Raw genomic sequence first — 17,305 nt, 5'->3', positions numbered from 1 at the left:
GCACCGCCATCGCGGTGTCGCGGGGATGCTGCCGCGGTTGGACCGCCGCCTGCGGCTGCTGCCGCTGAGCCCGCGCCACCCACCTCTGCCACCCGCGCGTTGCCGGCTCGACGACGACCGGCAGCCGCCCGCTCGCACCGATCAACAGATGCGCGCCGAGCCCACCGCCGGACCACCCGACGGGTGCCCGGCGGCCAGCACGCGATCTCGCTCGCCGAGCCGCTGATCCGCAGTCACGGCGACGGCACCGCGCTCGACCCCGTGGGGCGCGGTCCCGTCATGCCACCAGCTACGAAGGAGTCGCACATGACATCACCACCCCTCCTGGATCGCCGGGCCATCCTGTCCGCCACCCTCGGCGTCGTCACGCTGGGCCTGACCGCCTGCGCCGGCGACCAGACGCCCGCCGTCGCCCTGGCCGCCGGTGCGCCGCTGCCGCAGGCCGTACCGAAGGGCACCACGCTCGTCATCGGAGACAAGGAGCACCAGAAGGCGATCGAGTTCTCCGGCGAGGCGGAGAAGCTGACCTTCGAGGTGCAGTGGGCGAACATCAGCGGCGGTCCACAGACCCTGGAAGCCTTCCGCGCGAAGGCACTGGACATCGGGGCGGTGGCCGACATCCCGCCGATCCACTCGCACTGGACCGGCATCCCCACGAAGATCGTCGCCGCGAAGTACCGCCAGGACCCCCTCAACCACGCCCTCTATCGACTCGGCGTCGCACCCGGTGCCCGGGTCGCCACCCTCGCCGACCTGCGGGGCAGGAAGATCGCGTACAGCCCCGGGCAGGCCCAGGGGGCGTTGGTGCTGCGGGTCCTCCAGCAGGCCGGGCTCGGCAAGAAGGACGTCAAGCTGATCGAGCTGCCCAGCACCGGCGACGTCTACGTGACAGCGCTCGCCAGCCGCCAGGTCGAGGTGGCGCCGATCGGCGGCGTGCAGATCAAACGCTACGAGAGCAGGTACGGCCGGGACGGCGCGACAGCTATCGCGCACGGACTGCGGGACGACCCCGGTCACCTGTACGCGCCGGTGTCCGTACTCGCCGACCCGGCCAAGGCGGCCGCGATCCGCGAGTACGTGCAGGCGTGGGCGCGGGCCTGGCGGTGGCGCGAGGCCAACCCCGACGAGTGGATCGAGCGGTACTACGTCAAGGACCAGGGGCTGACCCACGACGACGGCAGGTGGCTGGTCGAGAACGCCGGTATCGCCGACATCCCGGCCCGGTGGACCGAGGCCATCGGCCGGCACCAGGAAACCATCGACCTGCTGGCCAGGGAGACGGGCCGCAAGCCCCTCAAGGCCGAGAGCCTCTACGACCTGCGGTACGAATCCGTGGCCGCGCAGGCCCTCACTGTGGGAGGTGCCAAGTGACAGTCTCGACACTGATCCGGCCCCGGCCGGCCGGCAGCGTTGCCACCAGCCGCCGACGTCGGCTGAAGCCGGGTCGCGACATCCCGTTCGGGGCGGCGATCGGCCCGCTTCTGCTCCTGGCGGTGTGGACGGCCGGTTCGATCGCCGGCTGGATCGACCCCCGGACCCTGTCGGCGCCCTGGACCGTGGTGACGACGGCGGGTGACCTCATCGCTGACGGGCGGCTTCAGGACAACCTGGTCGTGTCGGCCCAGCGCGCCGGCCTGGGCCTCGCCATCGGCACCGTCGCCGGCACCGCGCTGGCGGTGCTCGCCGGCCTGAGCCGCTGGGGTGAGGCGGTTCTCGACGGTCCGATCCAGATCAAGCGGGCCATCCCGGCCCTCGCGTTGATCCCGCTGCTCGTGCTCTGGTTCGGCATCGGCGAGCAGATGAAGGTCATCACCATCACGCTCGGCGTGTTCGTCCCCGTCTACATCCACACCCACAACGGGCTGCGCACCATCGACAGCCGCTACGTCGAGCTCGGCGAGTCGCTGCGACTGCGGCGCAGCGCCTTCATCCGCCGCATCGTGCTCCCCGGGGCGCTGCCCGGCTTCCTGCTCGGCATGCGGTTCGCGGTCGTCGGGGCGTGGTTGTCCCTGGTGGTCGTCGAGCAGATCAACTCGACGAGCGGCATCGGCTACATGATGGACCTGGCCCGCGAGTACGGCCAGACCGACGTGATCATCGTCGGACTCGTGCTGTACGGACTGCTCGGGCTGCTGTCCGACGGTGCCGTCCGACTCGTGCAGAGGAGGGCCCTGTCGTGGCGACGCACCATGGCGGACTGACCGCCACCCGTACCGTCCGGGTCGAGGGGTTGCGACGTGGCTTCGGCAGTCGGGCCGTCCTGGACGGGTTCGACCTGGAGATCGGCGCTGGCGAGTTCGTCGCACTGCTGGGCCGCAGCGGCTCGGGCAAGAGCACCCTGCTGCGTGCGCTCGCCGGCCTGGACGGCGACGCCACCGGCTCGGGCCTGGTCGAGGTGCCGGAGAACTCCTCTGTCGTCTTCCAGGACGCCCGGCTCCTGCCGTGGCAGCGGGTGCTGGACAACGTCGTTCTCGGCCTGCGCGGGCCGGACGCCTCCCCGCGCGGCCACGCGGCGCTCGCCGAGGTCGGCCTGGCGGGGCGGGAACGGGCCTGGCCGAACGAGCTGTCCGGTGGCGAGCAGCAACGGGTGGCGCTGGCCCGGGCGCTGGTGTCCGAACCGGACCTGCTGCTCGCCGACGAGCCGTTCGGTGCGCTTGACGCGCTGACCCGGCTCCGGATGCACGGCCTGCTACGTGAACTGTGCGCCCGGCACCGGCCCACGGTCCTGCTCGTCACCCACGACGTCGACGAGGCGATCACCCTGGCCGACCGGGTGCTGCTGCTCGACGCCGGTCGGATCGCCGTCGACCTCACCATCGACCTGCCGGCGCCACGCTCGTACCGACAGCCCCGCTTCCTCGCGTACCGCGAAACCCTGCTCCGCGCACTCGGCGTCGACCCGACGGAAGGATGACCATGCTGCACCTCAACGCGTTCCTGATGGGCGTCGGCCACCACGAGGCAGCCTGGCGGCTGCCGGAGAGCGACCCGTTCGCGCAGACCGACGTCGGGCACTTCACCCGGCTGGCGCGGATCGCCGAGCGGGGCAAGCTCGACTCGCTCTTCCTCGCCGACAGCCCGGTGCTCTGGAACAGCATCGGCCGGCGGCCGGCCGGCACACTCGAACCGACGGTGCTGCTCACCGCGCTGGCCGGCGCGACCCAGCACATCGGGCTGATCGCGACCGCCTCGACGACGTACAACGAGCCGTTCAACCTGGCCCGCCGGTTCGCGTCGCTGGACCACATCAGCGGCGGCCGGGCGGGGTGGAACATCGTCACCACCGCCGGCGTGGACGCGGCCCGCAACTTCAACCTGGACGAGCTGCCCGCCCACCGGGACCGGTACGAGCGAGCCGCCGAGTTCCTCGAGGTCTCGCTGAAGCTCTGGGACAGCTGGGACGACGCCGCGCCTCTCGGGGACAAGGACGCCGGCCGATGGGGCGACGACGCCCTGCTCTACCCACCCCGCCACGTCGGGCGGCACTTCCGGGTGGCCGGCCCGCTCAACGTGCCCCGCTCACCGCAGGGCTACCCGCTGCTGGTGCAGGCCGGATCGTCCGAGGACGGCAAGGAGTTGGCCGCCCGCTACGCCGAGGCCGTCTTCACCGCACAGCAGACGCTCGCCGAGGCGCAGGCCTTCTACCGCGACCTCAAGCGGCGTGCCGCGCAGTTCGGCCGCGACCCGGACACCGTCAAGATCCTGCCCGGCATCGTGCCGGCGGTCGGCGCCACCGAGGCACAGGCCCACGCGCTCGCGGAGGAGCTGGATCGGCTGATCAAACCCGAGTACGCGAGGGCCCAGCTCGCCACCACGCTGCGGGTCGCGCCGGAAGACCTCGACCTGGACCGGGAACTGCCCGCCGACCTGCCCAGCGAGGACGAGATCGAGGGCGCCAAGAGCAGGTACACGCTGATCGTCACCCTGGCCCGGCGGGAACGCCTGACCGTCCGCCAGCTCATCGGCCGGCTCGGCGGCGGACGCGGGCACCGCACCTTCGCCGGCACCCCGGAGCAGGTCGCCGACGCCATCGAGGAGTGGTACCGCAGCGGCGCCGCCGACGGCTTCAACATCATGCCGCCGGTGCTGCCGTCCGGGCTGGAGGCGTTCGTCGACCACGTGGTGCCGATCCTGCAGCGCCGGGGCCTGTTCCGCACCGAGTACACCGGGACCACCCTGCGCGACCACTACGGGCTGCCCCGCCCGGCCAACAGGTCCGCCCGGCGGCTCACCGCCGCTGCCCACTGAGCACCTGGAGAGGACGAACCATGGTCGACCAACGGCCCTTCGGCCGCACCGGCGTACGCATCAGCTCGCTGACGCTCGGCGCGATGAACTTCGGTCAACGGGGCAACCCCGACCACGAGGACGGCATCCGGATCATCCACCGGGCGCTCGACGCGGGCATCAATGCCATCGACACCGCCGACGTCTACTCGCACGGCGAGTCGGAGGAGATCGTCGGCAAGGCCCTCGCCGGTGGCCGTCGCGACGACATCTTTCTCGCCACCAAGTTTCACGGCCAGGTGGGCGACAACCCGCAGCACCGAGGCAACTCCCGCCGCTGGATCATCCGCGCCGTGGAGCACAGTCTGCGCCGGCTGGGCACCGACTGGATCGACCTGTACCAGGTGCACCGGCCGGAGCCGGAGACGGACTTCGACGAGACCCTGGGCGCGCTTACCGACCTGGTCCGCCAGGGCAAGATCCGCTATGTCGGCACCTCCACCTTCGAGCCGTCGGCCATCGTGGAGGGCCAGTGGCTCGCCCAGCGGCGCGGCCGGGAGCGGGTGGTGAGCGAGCAGCCGCCGTACTCCATCCTGGCCCGCGAGATCGAACGCGAGGTGCTGCCGGTGGCGCAGCGCTACGGGCTGGCGGTGATCCCGTGGAGCCCGCTGGCCGGCGGTTGGCTCTCCGGGCGCTACCACAGCGGGCTCGACGCCCCGATCTCCCGGCGGGCCGACCGGCTCCCGGCCCGGTTCGACCCGACCCGGCCGGCCAACGCCGCCAAGCTCGCCGCCGTCGACAAGCTGGCCACCCTCGCCGACGAGGCCGGCCTGTCGCTGATCCACCTGGCGATCGCGTTCGTCCTGGAGCATCCGGCCGTCACCTCGGCGATCATCGGCCCGCGCACGTTGACCCAGCTGGAGTCGCAGCTCGGCGCGGCCAAGGTGAGCCTCTCCAGCGACGTGCTGGACCGCATCGACGCCATCGTCGCGCCGGGCACCACGCTGAACCCGGCCGACGCCGGCTATCAGCCATCGTCGCTCAGCGACCCGGCGTACCGGCGGCGCGGCGCGCCGTCGCCGCACCGCGCCGAGGTGGCCCGGTGACCGGCCACCGACCACCGCCCGCCGACGCGGCGGCACCGGCTCCCCCGCCGAGCAGCCAGAAGGCACGACTGATGAGCCCGAAGTTCCTCTGGTACATCCCCAACCAGGTCGAACCCGGCCATCGCGGCGACGACGTCGTCGCGCACCACAACAGCCTCGACACCCTGACCGGGCACGCCCAGGCCATCGAGCGGCACGGCTGGTCCGGCGCACTCATCGGCACCGGCTGGAGCCGCCCCGACACCTTCACCGTCGCCACCGCCCTGGCCGCCCGCACCACGACATTCCAACCACTTATCGCCATCCGGCCCGGCTACTGGCATCCGGCCAACCTCGCCGCCGCCGCAGCGACGTTGGACCACCTCACCCAGGGGCGGGTGCTCATCAACATCGTGTCGGGCAAGGACGATCTGGCCGCGTACGGCGACACCGACGGCGACCAGGCCACCCGGTACGCCCGGACCAGAGAGTTCATCCAGCTCGTACGCAGGTTGTGGACCGAGGACACCGTCACCTGTCGCGGCGAGCACTACCGCGTCACCGACTCCGCCCTGACCCCCCGACCGGTGGTCCGCGGGGAGCGCAGGCACCCACCGCTGTACTTCGGTGGCGCCTCGGCCGCCGCCGAGGAGGTGGCCGCCACCGAGGCCGACGTCCAGCTCTTCTGGGGCGAACCGCTCGACGGCGTGGCCGAGCGAATCGATCGGCTGAAGCGGCTCAGCGAGAAGCTTGGGCGCACGCACGCCCCGTTGGAGTTCGGACTGCGGATCACCACACTGGTCCGGGACACCACCGAGCAGGCGTGGGCCGACGCCGAGGCGAAGGTCGCCCACCTGGCGCAGCGCGCCGGTGGCGTCGACAGCCACCCGCGCTGGCGGGCCGCCGTCGGGCAGCGACGGCTGCTCGACCTCGCCGCACGCGGGGACGTGCTCGACGACAACCTCTACACCGCGCCCGGCCGCCACGGCGGTGGCGGGGCCGGCACTACGTGGTTGGTGGGCTCGGCCGAGGACGTGGCGAGGTCACTGCGCCGGTACGGAGAGCTCGGCGTCACGCACTTCGTGCTCTCCGACACGCCCTACCTGCCGGAGATCGAGCGCCAGGGTACGCGGCTGCTGCCGCTGCTGCGCGGTACGGCCGCCGCGCACCCGGGCCGTCATCCGGCAGTCGCGCCCCGGGTTCCGTAACCACCCTTGCTGAGATTCCTTCACGAGCGTAGGAAGAACACCATCGATCCACAGACGGCGGAGGAGCCCCGAGTGCGCACACCCAGTCGGCTCCGACTCGCCGTGTCCGTGCTGGTGACGGTGGGCACCCTCGCGCTCGGCACGCCCACCGCCGCCCCGGCGGCGGCCGGCGGACCAGCTGCCCGGCCCTGCGATCCCGTCGACCCGGCCGCCTGCCTACTGCCGTTCCCGAACGACTACTTCACGGTGGCGGACCGGACCAGCCCCACCGGCAGGCGGGTACGGTTCGCGGCCTCGGCGATGCCCGCGAACGTGGCGGGAACCCCCATCGACCCGACGGAGTGGAACCGGCAGGACGGCTTCAGCCCCGGCTCGCCGATCCTGGTGCACGTACCCCGACTCGACGCCGCCGCGACCGGGATCGCCCCGGTCACCGACATCGGCCGATCGCTGGCGCCGGACGCGCCGATCGTGCTGCTCAACGCGCGCACCGGGCAGCGCACGCCGTACTGGGCCGAGTTGGACGCGCACGCCGAGGACCAGCCCGAGCGGCAACTACTGATCATCCGACCGGCTGTGGCGTTGACCGAGAGCACCCGGTATGTCGTCGGGCTGCGCCGGATGCGCGACGGCAACGGGTCGCTGCTGCCGGCCCCGGCGGCGTTCACGGCGTACGTCGCCGGGATCGGCAAGCGGGACGCCCGCGGGCCGCAGCTGAGGCGCGCGGTGGCCGACCTGGCCCGGGCCGGCGTCCAACGGCAGAGCCTCTACCTCGCCTGGGACTTCACAGTCGCCAGCCGGCACGGCCTGACCGGGCGGATGCTGGCGATCCGGGACGACGCCTTCGCCACCCTGGGCCGGGCCGCTCCGACGTTCTCCGTGAACCAGGTGACCGACTTCCCCGCCGAGCAGGATCCGCTGATCGCCCGGCAGGTGGTCGGCACCGTCGCCGTACCGTCCTATCTGACCGGCGACGGCGGGCCCGGCTCCCGGCTGCACTACGGACCGGCCGGCGGTGGCGGAGCGCCACCCACACCTGACGCCCGGCCCACGCCATCCGGGGTGACGGTGGCCGCCGACTTCGTCTGCAACATCCCGCGCAGCGCCTCCGCCGCGCGGCCCGCTCACCTGTCGCTCTACGGCCACGGCCTGCTCGGCCGGCCGACCGAGATCAACGCCGGCAACGTCAAGACGATGTCGAACACGTACGACTTCACCTTCTGTGCGACCAGTTGGATCGGCATGGCAGCCGGCGACGTGCCCTATGTGGCAGGTGCGTTCGGCGATCTCAGTGCCTTCCCCGCGGTGGCCGACAGGTTGCAGCAGAGCTTCCTGAACTTCCTCTTCCTCGGGCGCTCGATGATCCACCCGGGTGGGTTCGCCGCGCACCCGGCGTTCCGGGACGCCGCCGGGCGACAGTTGCTCGACCTGGCCGGCGGTCTGCACTACGACGGCAACAGCCAGGGCGGCATCAACGGTGGTGCGCTCACCGCCGTCGCCCAGGACTGGACCAGGTCGGTGCTCGGCGTACCCGGGATGAACTACTCGACGCTGCTGCAACGCAGCGTCGACTTCGCCCCGTTCCAAACGATCATGGACGGCTACTACCCGGACAAGGTAGACCAGCAGCTCATCCTCGGGCTGCTCCAGATGGTGTGGGACCGCGCCGAGGCCAACGGGTACGCCCAGCACCTGACCGACCGGCCGTTGCCGGGCACCCCGGCGCACCGCGTGCTGATGCACGTGGCCTTCGGTGACCACCAGGTCTCGCCCGCCGCGGCGGAGGTGCAGGCCCGCACCATCGGCGCCCGCCTGCACACCCCGGCGCTGGCCGACGGCTTGTCGCTCGACGTGACGCCGTACTGGGGCATCAGGCCGATCCGCGGCTATCCCTACCCGGGCTCGGCCATCGTGATCTGGAACAGCGGTGCGGCACACGCACCACCGCCGACCAATCTCGCCCCGGTCGGGCCGCAGTACGGCGACGATCCGCACGAGTTCCCGCGCGCCCAGGCCGCCGCACAGCGACAGAAGGCGGCGTTCCTGCTCACCGGCAGGGTCATCGACGTCTGCGCGGGCGAGCCCTGCCCGTGACCCGGTGACCGGTCGCCCCCGGGCCGGGCTCAGGACCCGTCGACCGTGGCGGCGATCTTGGCTGGGGCGTGCAGTGGCGCGAGCTGTTCCTCGGTCAGCCCGTAGCGCTGGGCGAGGTACCCGGGGTCCTGCCAGGTGATCAGCGAGCCGGGCTGGCCGTCGGCCCGCGGCGCGCTCAGCCCGACCGGAGCTGCTCGCGCAGCCAGGCCCGGTCGGGGTTCACCACCGCCTGGCCGCCGAGCACGACGGTAGGCACCGTCTCGTTGCCACCGGCCACCGCCCGGACCGCGGCGGCACCCGCCGGGTCGCGCCAGATGTCCACCCAGTGCGCCCGCCGGGCGAGCCGGCCGAGCGAGAACCGCAGCTGCAGGCAGTAACGACAACCGGGACGCCAGTACACGACCGGTCGCCCATCCGCCGCGCTGGCCCGCTGCGCCTCGGCGGCGTCCACCGGGCGGGGGAACGCCCACGGCGACAGCACGAATGCCAGTGCCAGGAAGACCACCAACTCGACGCCGCCGACGGCGGGCAGACCGGCGGCCAGCTGCGCCACCAGGGCCAGCCCGCCGCACGCCACCATCACGATCGCCAGAATCCACCGCCGCAGCACGACGCGGACACTACCCCGCAGCCGGGTCGCCGACCGCGCCACCTGTGCGGCTCGCCGCCGCCGGGCACGGGTGGTCGCGCCGGGAGCGGTGGTCCCGGCGGCGCCACCGAACGGCTCGACCCGGCTAACGCCTGAGGTACGCGGCCAGACCGCCAAGCTCTTCGCTGGCGATGAAGACCGACCGTACGTTGAGGATGGCCTCCTCGACGTGCGCAGAGCAGCCCCACGCCGCGTCGCCCCACGAATCGGCGATCTTGATCTCGGCTGCGTCGGTGCAACCCAGGGCGCCGCCGAGTTCGCAGTGCTCCGGGTGTGGCATGGCAGCCTGAGCGGCCGCCGCGGCGCGCATCCGGGCGGCGAGTTCCGCGGCGACTGTCGCACGCTTCTCGGCCTCGGCGCGCAGTTCCCGTTCCACGCGTACCACCCTGGCCAGCTCGTCATGGGCTGACCTGGCACGATCCTCGGCGGCCCGGCGTGCCTGCTCGCTGTGGTGACACTCGATGGCCAGGGCGGCGGTGCCGGCGAAGACCCGGGCAAGGGCGAGGTCGGAGTCCTGCGGGGCGCGCGGGGTGCGGTGATACATGGCGAAGGTGCCGAGGAGGCCGCCGTCGCGGGCCAGGATCGGCGTGGACCAGCAGGCCGACAGGCCGGCCCGCTCGGCCAGGTGCCGGAAGTCGTCCCAGAACGGGTCGGTGCTGATGTCGGTGACGATCACCGGCTGCCGGCGGTGGGCGGCCGTGCCACAGGACCCGACGCCTTCCCCGGTGGCGATCCCGTCGATGGCCTCGTTGTAGAAGTCGGGGAGGCTAGGTGCGGCGCCGTGCCGCAGGTGCCGACCGTCGGGATCGGCGAGGAGGACGGAGACCAGCACCTGCTGCGGTGCGAGGTTCTCGATACAGCGGGCCATCCCGTCGAGCACCTCGGTCAGGGGTGCCTGACGGGCGATCTGCTCCACCAGGGCGCGGTGCTCGGCCATCAGCCGCTGGGCCTGCTTGACCTGGGTGGTCTCCACCCCGAGCACCCGGATCCCGCAGACCTGACCGGCGGCGTTCCGGCGCGGCTCGTAGGTGAAGTCGAAGAAGGCCTCCCGCGCCTGCGCTCCGGTGCCCAGCATGACCAGGACGTCGCTGCCGGTGTACGGCTGACCCGTGCGGTAGACCTGGTCCAGCAGCGTGACGAAGCCTTGACCGGCCAGCTCGGGCATCAGGTCCGCGAGTGCGACACCGGTTCGGGCCCGTTCTTCGCCGATGGTGGCGAAGAAGGCCGGGTTCGCCGTCTCCACCACATGCTCCGGTCCCGCCAGCGAGGCGAAGACGGCGGTGGACTGCCCGAACAACGCCCGCAGATCCTCGTCCGCCCCGCCCTGTCCGGCGTCCACCGGGACCGCGGCCGTGGGCAGTTGGTCGGGTACCGCCGTCACGTCGTGGTCCGCCTCTCGTCCGGTTGCGGCATTGCCTCGATGCTGCGTCGCTCGGTGACGGTGCTCGTCAGGTGTGCGGAGATTGTTGACGCCGCCGATGCAGCCTACCGGCGGGACGGACCGACGGCGAACGCACGCAGGTTCGGCACGTGCGGCGGCCGGCGGCGTCGACACAGCCACCTCGACCGAGACCGGGCGACGCGGCGTGGCGTCGTTCGACAACCTCATCGGACGTATCACCGGATGCAGATAGGTGATTGCATCGCTACCATGGGTCAGCAATCCAGAGGGAAGGGGTCGTGCCCGCGTGCGAAGTCCCGTCAACGGAACCGCGCCGATGTCCGCGCCGGGTCGATCCGCGCCACTCGTGGCCGACCGACTGCGCGGGCTCACCCGGCGGTTGGTGCTGTTCGCGGTCGCCGTCGGGGCCGGTTTCCTGCTGGCCGCCCTGTTCCAGGGGCCGGCCGCCGCCGACGGGATGCGCGGCGGCTCCGGTGCCGAGCCGCAGTTGGCGATCGGCGGTCTGGTCGAGCCGGTCGTGCGGCTCGCGGAGGCGGCCCGCCCCGACCTCGACCGCCAGCGGGCCGCAGGTGCCGACGACCGCGGTGGACGTGACTCGGACCCCTCGTCGACCGGTGCCATCGGTGGCGTCGGCACCCCCCGTGCCGCGACGCCCGCGCCGGTGTCTGACCGCTCGGTGGGCGTGTCGCCGGTGGCCGTGCCGCTGTCCCGGGTCGACACATCCGCAGCGGAGCACGAGAGACTTCGGCAGGTCTCCCCCGCTCGCGCGGTTCATCGTCCGGAGCGCCGCGGTCACCCGCCGCGCCCGCCCGCCGGTCCGGTACGACAGCCGGCCGTCGCCGCGCCCGACCTGCCCGCAACGCCCGGACCGACCGGGCCCCCAGCGGCCGACCTGCTCACCGCCCCACTGCCGCACGTCGTGGACATCGTGCGCGCCCCGGTGCCGCACGTCGTGGACGTCCTGCGCGCCCCGGTGCCGCACGTCGTGGACGTCCTGCGTGTGGTGCCGATCCGGCCTGTCCTCCTGAGGCTCTGTCAGGTCACAGGTGCCGTGCTGGCACCGGCGCTCGACGCGATCGTCGTCCCGGCGGCACCTCCGCCGCCCGCTCCCGCGGCGCGCGGGCCGGCCCTCGCGCCGACGACCGACCCGCCGCCCCCGCAGACCACGCCGACGCCACAAGCGCCACAAGCGCCAGCGGCGGAATCGACGGTCACGGCGATCACTGCGGTACGCGCCGCGGCGGTGCCACCCCCGGCCGGGCCACAGTGGATGTCCGTCGTCGGACCCGCGCCCCCGGGCCTCAGGGCCTCGACGGGGCACTTCGCCGCACGCCCGGATCCGGTCAGCGGCCTGCCGGGCCAACCCGTCGCGCCCGCCGACCAGGACGCCGCCGGCGCCGACGACGGGTCGCGGCCCGCACCGGGACTGGTCCGGCCGGCCGACCGGCAGTCGCCCGTCGGCGCCGGGCAGCCCGGCGACCTCGTGCCACTTCTCGTCGGGAGCCGGGCTCCAGCTCCGATCGCCCGCCCGGGCTGAGACGGCTCGACCGACCCGGGGAGATTGGCCCGCGCGGCCGTTCCACCCGCTGGTCTGGTCGACAGGCGCCCGGGCCCGTCCGCCGTGACGGTGCCACGGGCCGTGCCTATCCGTCCGTCGCGCACGACCGCCCTGACCAACCCGTGACTGTTCCGGGATCGGTGGCCGTTGTGACGCGTACCTGAGATCGGAGAAACGTGGTGATCCACGTTGTCGTCGCCGAGGACATGGGTTTGTTGCGCGGAGCGCTCTGCGCCGCGCTGTCAGGTGAGGAGGACATGAGAGTGGTCGCCGACGTCGATGGCGTCGGCGAGCTGTTGACTGTGGTCCGGCGGTGCCAGCCCCAGGTGGTGGTGCTGGCGCTGACGCCGGAGCTGCCCGATCCGGTGGCGGTGGTGGCGCAGATCAGCGCCGCTGTGCCGCACGCCGCCGTGCTGGCGATGAGCCCCCGGTGGAGCCCCACCCTGGTGGAGGCGGCGCTGGCGGCGGGCGCGCGTGGCCTGGTCGGAAAGGACAGTTCCCTGGCGGAGCTGGTACGGGCGATCCGGGCGCTGGCGGCCGGGGAACGGGCGATCGACCCGGCCGCGGCGGTGGCCGTGCTGAGCCCTCCGGAGATCCCATTGACAGCGCGGGAGATGGACGTGCTGCGGATGGCCGCCGAGGGTCTGCCGCTCAAGGAGATCGCGGCCCGCCTCTTCCTCGCTCACGGCACGGTACGCAACCACCTGTCGGTGATCCTGCGCAAGACGGGGGCGCGCAACCGGCTGGAGGCGGTGTGGCGGGCGCGGAGTAACGGCTGGTTGTAGCCGGCTGGGCGGGTCCGGCGCGGGTGGCCGGGCCCGTCCCTCGCCGTGCGGACCCGACGGCCGCGTGTTTGAATATTGACGTTGAGTGATCACCATCGGAGTGTGGGAAGGCTCATCGTGATCCGTACCCTGCTCGCCATGGACGGCGCCCTGGTGCTTGGCGCGCTGTCGTTCGTCCTCGCCGCCGAGAACGACATCCACGTCGTAGCGGAGGTCGATCGCGGCGACGGAGTTCCCGCGGCCGTCCGGGCCCAACGACCCGACGTGGTGGTGGCCGACCTCGACCTCGTCGAGGCGGCCGAGCCGAACCGCCTCGGGCGGTGCCCCGTCCTGATTCTGGCCCACCCACAGCGGGCCCGGCGGCTGCGCGGCATGTTCTGCCCGACCCGGACCGTGGGCATTCTGCCGAGCGACGCGGCCCCCCACCGGATCATCGACGGGATTCGGCGGCTGGCCCGCCGGGAGCCGGTGCTCGACGCCGATCTCGTCGTGGCGGCGCTGCGCTCGGACGGCCCGCTCACCGACCGCGAGACGGAGGTGTTGCGGCTGACGGCGGAGGGTGCGCCGGTCGCGGAGGTGGCGGCTTCGCTCGGGCTCACCCGTGGCACCGTCCGCAACCATCTCGGTCGGATCGCCCGCAAGGTGGGCGCACGCACCCGCGTGGAGGCCGTACGGATGGCCGGAGAGGCGGGCTGGATCTGACCGGCACCGCCGGGTCGGGCCGGTGGCTCAGCCCCGCCGCGCCGGTGCCGTCCGGGGCGGCAACACCGGATCGTCCCAGCAGCCGACGAGCGCACGGTAGGTGGCCGAGCGGGCCATCAACTGCCCGTGCGTCCCGAGCACGGGTTCGTCGCCGTCGAGGACCAGCACCCGATCGGCGCGCAGCGCCGAACTGATCCGGTGCGCGATCACCACGAGGCTGCCGGGCCGCCGGGCGAAGGCGCTCTCGACTGTCGCCTCCAGCGTTGGGTCCAGGTGACCTGTCGCCTCGTCGAGGATCACCAGCGGGGCGGGTGCCAGCCAGGCCCGGATCGCCGCGATGAGCTGCCGCTCCCCGGCGGAGAGCAGGGCCGGCGTGACCGGCGCACCGAGCCCACCCAGCCGGCTCGCCAGCGGGCCCGCACCGAGCGCGTCGAGGGTGGCGTCAAGCGTCTGATCGTCGACGTCCGGCCGCAGGTAGCGGAGATTGTCGGCGAGAGTGCCGGTGAAGACGTACGCCTCCTGCGGCACCAGCACCCGCATGCCGGCGAGCAACTCCGGCTCAGCGTCGGCAACCGGCGCACCGAGCAGGTGGACCGTACCGGCCTGCGGTGGCACCAGCCCCGCCAGTAGTGCGGCAAGTGTGGACTTACCCGCGCCGCTCGGTCCCACCACGGCGAGGTGCTCCCCGTCGGCCACGGTCAACGAGAAGTTCCGCAGCACGGGCCGGGCGCGCGGACCGTAGCCGAAGGTCAGCCCCCGGACGTCGACGGCCGGCGGGCGGCCGGCCGCGCCGGTCGCGGGGCGGCAGGGCGGTGTCCGGGTGGCGGGGTCGGGCTGGCGAGGGACGTCGGGCACCGCGCCGTTGCGCAGGATGTTCTCCAGGGTGACCGCGTACCGCAGCCCACCACCACCGAGGCCCTGCACCAGGGTGTGCAGGGCGGGTTGCAGCCCGGTGGAGACGTAGATCAACGCGCCCAGCACCGCGCCCGCTGTCATTCCACGCTGGACCAGCCACGGAGCCGCGGCGAGCAGCACCACGAGCGGCAACCAGCCGCCGATGCCGAGGCTGAGGCTGCGGACCGCCGCCATCCGGGCGAGAGTGCGTTCGGCGGCGGCCTGCGCCGACACCCGGCGTTCCACGTCGGATGTCGCGCGTGCCTGGGCACCACAGGCACGCACGTCGCGGTGGCCGGCCAGCGCCGCCGCGGCGGACTGGCCGAGCTGCTCGCCGGCCCGGACGTAGGCGCGCTGGTGGGCGGCCATCGCCGGCAACGCGGCGAGGAAGACGGCCAGACCGACGACCATCGGCGCGGCAGCCAGCACCGCCACCACCGGGGCCAGGGCGAGAAGGCCGAGCAGGGCGGCGCCGGCGGAGAAGAGGAAGCCGCGGGTCACCATCAGCAGACCGGCGAAGGTGTCGCGGACGATCTCCATCTGGTGGGTCAGTCGGGTCACCGCGGCGCTGTCCGGGCGACCACCCGCCCGGGTGGCGTCGCGCAACGATCCCCGGACCACCCGGGCAGCCACCTCGTCGCGGAACGGCTCGACCACGGCGCCGAGGCACCGGTACGTCCGGCCGGTCGCCGCGGCACCGACAAGCACGGCCACGGCGAGCGCCGCCATCCACGCCAGGCCGTCGAGGAGACGTCCGGCCAGGAAGCCCTCGTCGACGGCGCGGGCGATCAGGAGGCCGGAGAGCAGGGCGGGCAGCGACTCGACAAGTGACCAGCCGCCGAGCCGGGCGAGATCGCCCCGGCGGGCCCGCAGCGCCTGCCAGGTCACCCGCCGGACGCCGGGTCGGCTCATGAGCCACCGCCGGCCGGTTGGAAGACAGCCCGGTAGACCGGGTCGGCCCAGAGCTGCCGGTGCGGCGCCAGTCCGCGCAGCCGACCGCCGTCCAGCCAGGCGACGAGGTCGGCTGCGGCGGCCACCGCCGGCCGGTGGGTGACCACCAGTCGGGTACGCGAGCCGGCCCGCCCGAGCACCGCCGCTGTGATCCGGTGTTCGGTAGCGGTGTCCAGGCTGGACGTCGCGTCGTCCAGGATGAGCAGCCGCTCGGCGGCGAACGCCCGGGCCAGGCCGAGGCGTTGGGTCTCGCCGCCGGAGAGCGGGGTGTCCACCAGGGGGGTGCGGTAGCCGTCCGGCAGCCGGTCGATCACGTCGGCGACCGCCGCCAGACGGGCCGCCCGCAGGACCGCCGGGGTGGCCGGACTCCGGTCGGTCACCGGGTGCGATTCGGCAGGCAGCGCCAACCCGATCGCGTCGTGCACTGTCGCACCGACGAGCACCGGTCGGTCGAAGGCGTAGCCGACGGCCCGGCGCAACGCCGATTCGTCGAGGTCGCGCAGCGGCACCCCGTCGAGGCGTACCTCACCGTCGTCGGGGTCGTGCAGTCGTCCCGCCACGGCCGCCAGTGTCGACTTGCCGGCACCTGACGCCCCGACGACGGCCACCGTCGCGCCGGCCGGTACGTCCAGGTCGACGCCGTCCAGGATGGGTCGGCCGTCGTCGGCGTGGACGCGCACCCCGCGCAGTCGCAGGGCGCCACCGCCGGGCGGGAGCGGCCGGTCACCCACCGCTGTGACGGGCTGTTGCAGCAGCTCGGCGACCCGGTGTGCCCCGGCGCGGCTGCGGACCAGGTGGTTGAGGGTGGCGAGCACGCCACCGAGCCCGGCGCCCATGGCCGCGTACCGGACCGCGGCGACCAGTTGGCCCGGCGTGAGCCAGCCGGCGGTCAGGGCGTACCCGCCGACCGCGACGACGCTCAGGTGCAGCAGTGGTGCCACGGCCGAGGTGCGCGCGCTCGCCCGGGCGAGCAGGTCCCAGCTACGCCGGCCGTGCCGGTCCAGCTCCGGCAGGGCCGAGAGCACCCGGTCCTCTTCGCGCTGGACGGTGGCGGCGGCGGCGATGGTCCGGGCGCCGCTGAGCGACTCCAGCAGCCGACCGGCGATGGCGCCGAGCACCCGTTGGTAGCCGGCGGTGGCGGTCGAGGCGTCGGCCACGAAGGCGCGCATGAGGACGGCGAGCAGGCCGAGTCCGACGAGCAGGGTGATCCCGAGGACCGGTTCCATGATGGCGAGCGCGACGACGCTGCCGAGCGGCGGAAGCACCGCCACGACGGCCAGCACCGTGGCGTTGCCCGCCTGCCCCGCGTCGGCGGCCTGGCCGACCAACCGGCCGACGAGGTCGCCCACCGGATAGCGGCGGGTGGTGCGGACGTCGAACGCGAACACGTGCCGCAGCAGCTGCCGGCGCAACCCGGCGGTGGCGCGGGCCGCACCGAACCCGCTGGTCAGGTCCGTGAGGGTGTCGACGCCGATGAGGACGACGACCAGACCACCGGCGGCCACCGCCCACCAGCCGGAGCCCCCACCGAGGGCGGCGTCGACGGCGCGGCCGAGGGCCGCGGGTAGCAACAGTTCGGCGGCCGCGCCGAGCAGCGCGACCACCGCGAGTCCACCGGTCCAGCCGCCGCCGGCCCGGACCGTCCGCCGCAGCAGCCGATCCCCCGCGTCGAACGTCGGCATGGGTCCTCCCATTGCTACGCGGTCGCCCTGGGTGGGCACGTCTACCCGCCCAGGGCGACCGCGTTCTG

14 protein-coding genes are annotated in these 17,305 nt (G+C 73.4%); 10 read left to right on the top strand and 4 right to left on the bottom strand.

The genetic code is table 11. The features are described from left to right. The first annotated feature begins 306 nt into the window (after positions 1-306). From AB0B86_RS10675 to AB0B86_RS10645, 7 genes are all read left to right on the top strand, one after another. Positions 307-1,371 (top strand): ABC transporter substrate-binding protein, encoded by a 1,065-nt coding sequence (locus AB0B86_RS10675; protein ID WP_357417404.1) that lies wholly within the window; start codon positions 307-309, stop codon positions 1,369-1,371. Continuing rightward, positions 1,368-2,201, top strand: coding sequence for an ABC transporter permease (locus tag AB0B86_RS10670; RefSeq protein ID WP_357402079.1), 834 nt, complete (start codon positions 1,368-1,370; stop codon positions 2,199-2,201). Before AB0B86_RS10675 ends, AB0B86_RS10670 begins: the two co-directional genes overlap by 4 nt. Then, on the top strand, positions 2,177-2,914 hold the full coding sequence (locus tag AB0B86_RS10665) for an ABC transporter ATP-binding protein (protein ID WP_357417401.1): 738 nt from the start codon (positions 2,177-2,179) through the stop codon (positions 2,912-2,914). Before AB0B86_RS10670 ends, AB0B86_RS10665 begins: the two co-directional genes overlap by 25 nt. 2 nt (positions 2,915-2,916) lie before the next feature. Beyond that, entirely contained in the window at positions 2,917-4,248 is a 1,332-nt protein-coding gene (locus AB0B86_RS10660) for an LLM class flavin-dependent oxidoreductase (RefSeq protein WP_357417398.1), read from the top strand. 20 nt (positions 4,249-4,268) lie between these two features. Further along, positions 4,269-5,333 (top strand): aldo/keto reductase, encoded by a 1,065-nt coding sequence (locus tag AB0B86_RS10655; protein ID WP_357417395.1) that lies wholly within the window; start codon positions 4,269-4,271, stop codon positions 5,331-5,333. Then, positions 5,330-6,520, top strand: coding sequence for an LLM class flavin-dependent oxidoreductase (locus tag AB0B86_RS10650; protein ID WP_357402087.1), 1,191 nt, complete (start codon positions 5,330-5,332; stop codon positions 6,518-6,520). Before AB0B86_RS10655 ends, AB0B86_RS10650 begins: the two co-directional genes overlap by 4 nt. A gap of 72 nt (positions 6,521-6,592) precedes the next feature. Beyond that, positions 6,593-8,614: a hypothetical protein gene (locus AB0B86_RS10645; RefSeq protein WP_357417393.1), complete on the top strand. Its 2,022-nt coding sequence runs from the start codon at positions 6,593-6,595 to the stop codon at positions 8,612-8,614. Between the two features lie 175 nt (positions 8,615-8,789). Here AB0B86_RS10645 and AB0B86_RS10640 read toward each other — a convergent pair whose 3' ends face one another. Continuing rightward, positions 8,790-9,224 carry a glutaredoxin domain-containing protein gene (locus tag AB0B86_RS10640; RefSeq protein ID WP_357402091.1) on the bottom strand — a complete coding sequence of 145 codons (435 nt, stop codon included), beginning with the start codon at positions 9,222-9,224 and terminating at the stop codon, positions 8,790-8,792. 124 nt (positions 9,225-9,348) lie between these two features. Continuing rightward, positions 9,349-10,644 carry a GAF domain-containing protein gene (locus AB0B86_RS10635; RefSeq protein ID WP_357402093.1) on the bottom strand — a complete coding sequence of 432 codons (1,296 nt, stop codon included), beginning with the start codon at positions 10,642-10,644 and terminating at the stop codon, positions 9,349-9,351. Positions 10,645-10,981: 337 nt separating this feature from the next. Here AB0B86_RS10635 and AB0B86_RS10630 point away from each other — a divergent pair, with 337 nt between their 5' ends. The 3 genes from AB0B86_RS10630 (at position 10,982) to AB0B86_RS10620 (ending at position 13,710) form a co-directional block, all read left to right on the top strand. Further along, a complete protein-coding gene (locus AB0B86_RS10630; RefSeq protein WP_357417390.1) occupies positions 10,982-12,202 on the top strand; it encodes a hypothetical protein in 1,221 nt (406 codons plus the stop codon). Positions 12,203-12,402: 200 nt separating this feature from the next. Then, positions 12,403-13,008 carry a response regulator transcription factor gene (locus AB0B86_RS10625; RefSeq protein WP_357402097.1) on the top strand — a complete coding sequence of 202 codons (606 nt, stop codon included), beginning with the start codon at positions 12,403-12,405 and terminating at the stop codon, positions 13,006-13,008. A gap of 102 nt (positions 13,009-13,110) precedes the next feature. After that, positions 13,111-13,710, top strand: coding sequence for a response regulator transcription factor (locus AB0B86_RS10620; RefSeq protein ID WP_357402099.1), 600 nt, complete (start codon positions 13,111-13,113; stop codon positions 13,708-13,710). Between the two features lie 27 nt (positions 13,711-13,737). On the opposite strand, the gene AB0B86_RS10615 is transcribed toward AB0B86_RS10620, so the two are convergent. Both AB0B86_RS10615 and AB0B86_RS10610 read right to left on the bottom strand, forming a co-directional pair. Further along, the gene (locus tag AB0B86_RS10615) at positions 13,738-15,516 is read right to left on the bottom strand and encodes an ABC transporter ATP-binding protein (protein ID WP_357402101.1); all 1,779 of its coding nucleotides are present in this window, start codon (positions 15,514-15,516) and stop codon (positions 13,738-13,740) included. Next, a complete protein-coding gene (locus AB0B86_RS10610; protein ID WP_357402103.1) occupies positions 15,513-17,237 on the bottom strand; it encodes an ABC transporter ATP-binding protein in 1,725 nt (574 codons plus the stop codon). The genes AB0B86_RS10615 and AB0B86_RS10610 overlap by 4 nt, the downstream gene beginning before the upstream one ends. Positions 17,238-17,305: the final 68 nt, after the last annotated feature.

Origin of the sequence: Micromonospora sp. NPDC049047 (genome assembly GCF_040649135.1) — a bacterium.
GTDB lineage: Bacteria > Actinomycetota > Actinomycetes > Mycobacteriales > Micromonosporaceae > Micromonospora.
Note: the sequence above shows the minus strand (reverse complement) of the source record. Positions and strands in the feature narration are given on the sequence as shown.

Bases quoted from the DNA above. Each gene is read 5' to 3' on its own strand.
- AB0B86_RS10675 (WP_357417404.1), top strand. From the start codon at position 307: ATGACATCACCACCCCTCCTGGATCGCCGGGCCATCCTGTCCGCCACC.
- AB0B86_RS10660 (WP_357417398.1), top strand. From the start codon at position 2,917: ATGCTGCACCTCAACGCGTTCCTGATGGGCGTCGGCCACCACGAGGCA.
- AB0B86_RS10655 (WP_357417395.1), top strand. From the start codon at position 4,269: ATGGTCGACCAACGGCCCTTCGGCCGCACCGGCGTACGCATCAGCTCG.
- AB0B86_RS10630 (WP_357417390.1), top strand. From the start codon at position 10,982: ATGTCCGCGCCGGGTCGATCCGCGCCACTCGTGGCCGACCGACTGCGC.
- AB0B86_RS10615 (WP_357402101.1), bottom strand. From the start codon at position 15,516: ATGAGCCGACCCGGCGTCCGGCGGGTGACCTGGCAGGCGCTGCGGGCC.
- AB0B86_RS10610 (WP_357402103.1), bottom strand. From the start codon at position 17,237: ATGCCGACGTTCGACGCGGGGGATCGGCTGCTGCGGCGGACGGTCCGG.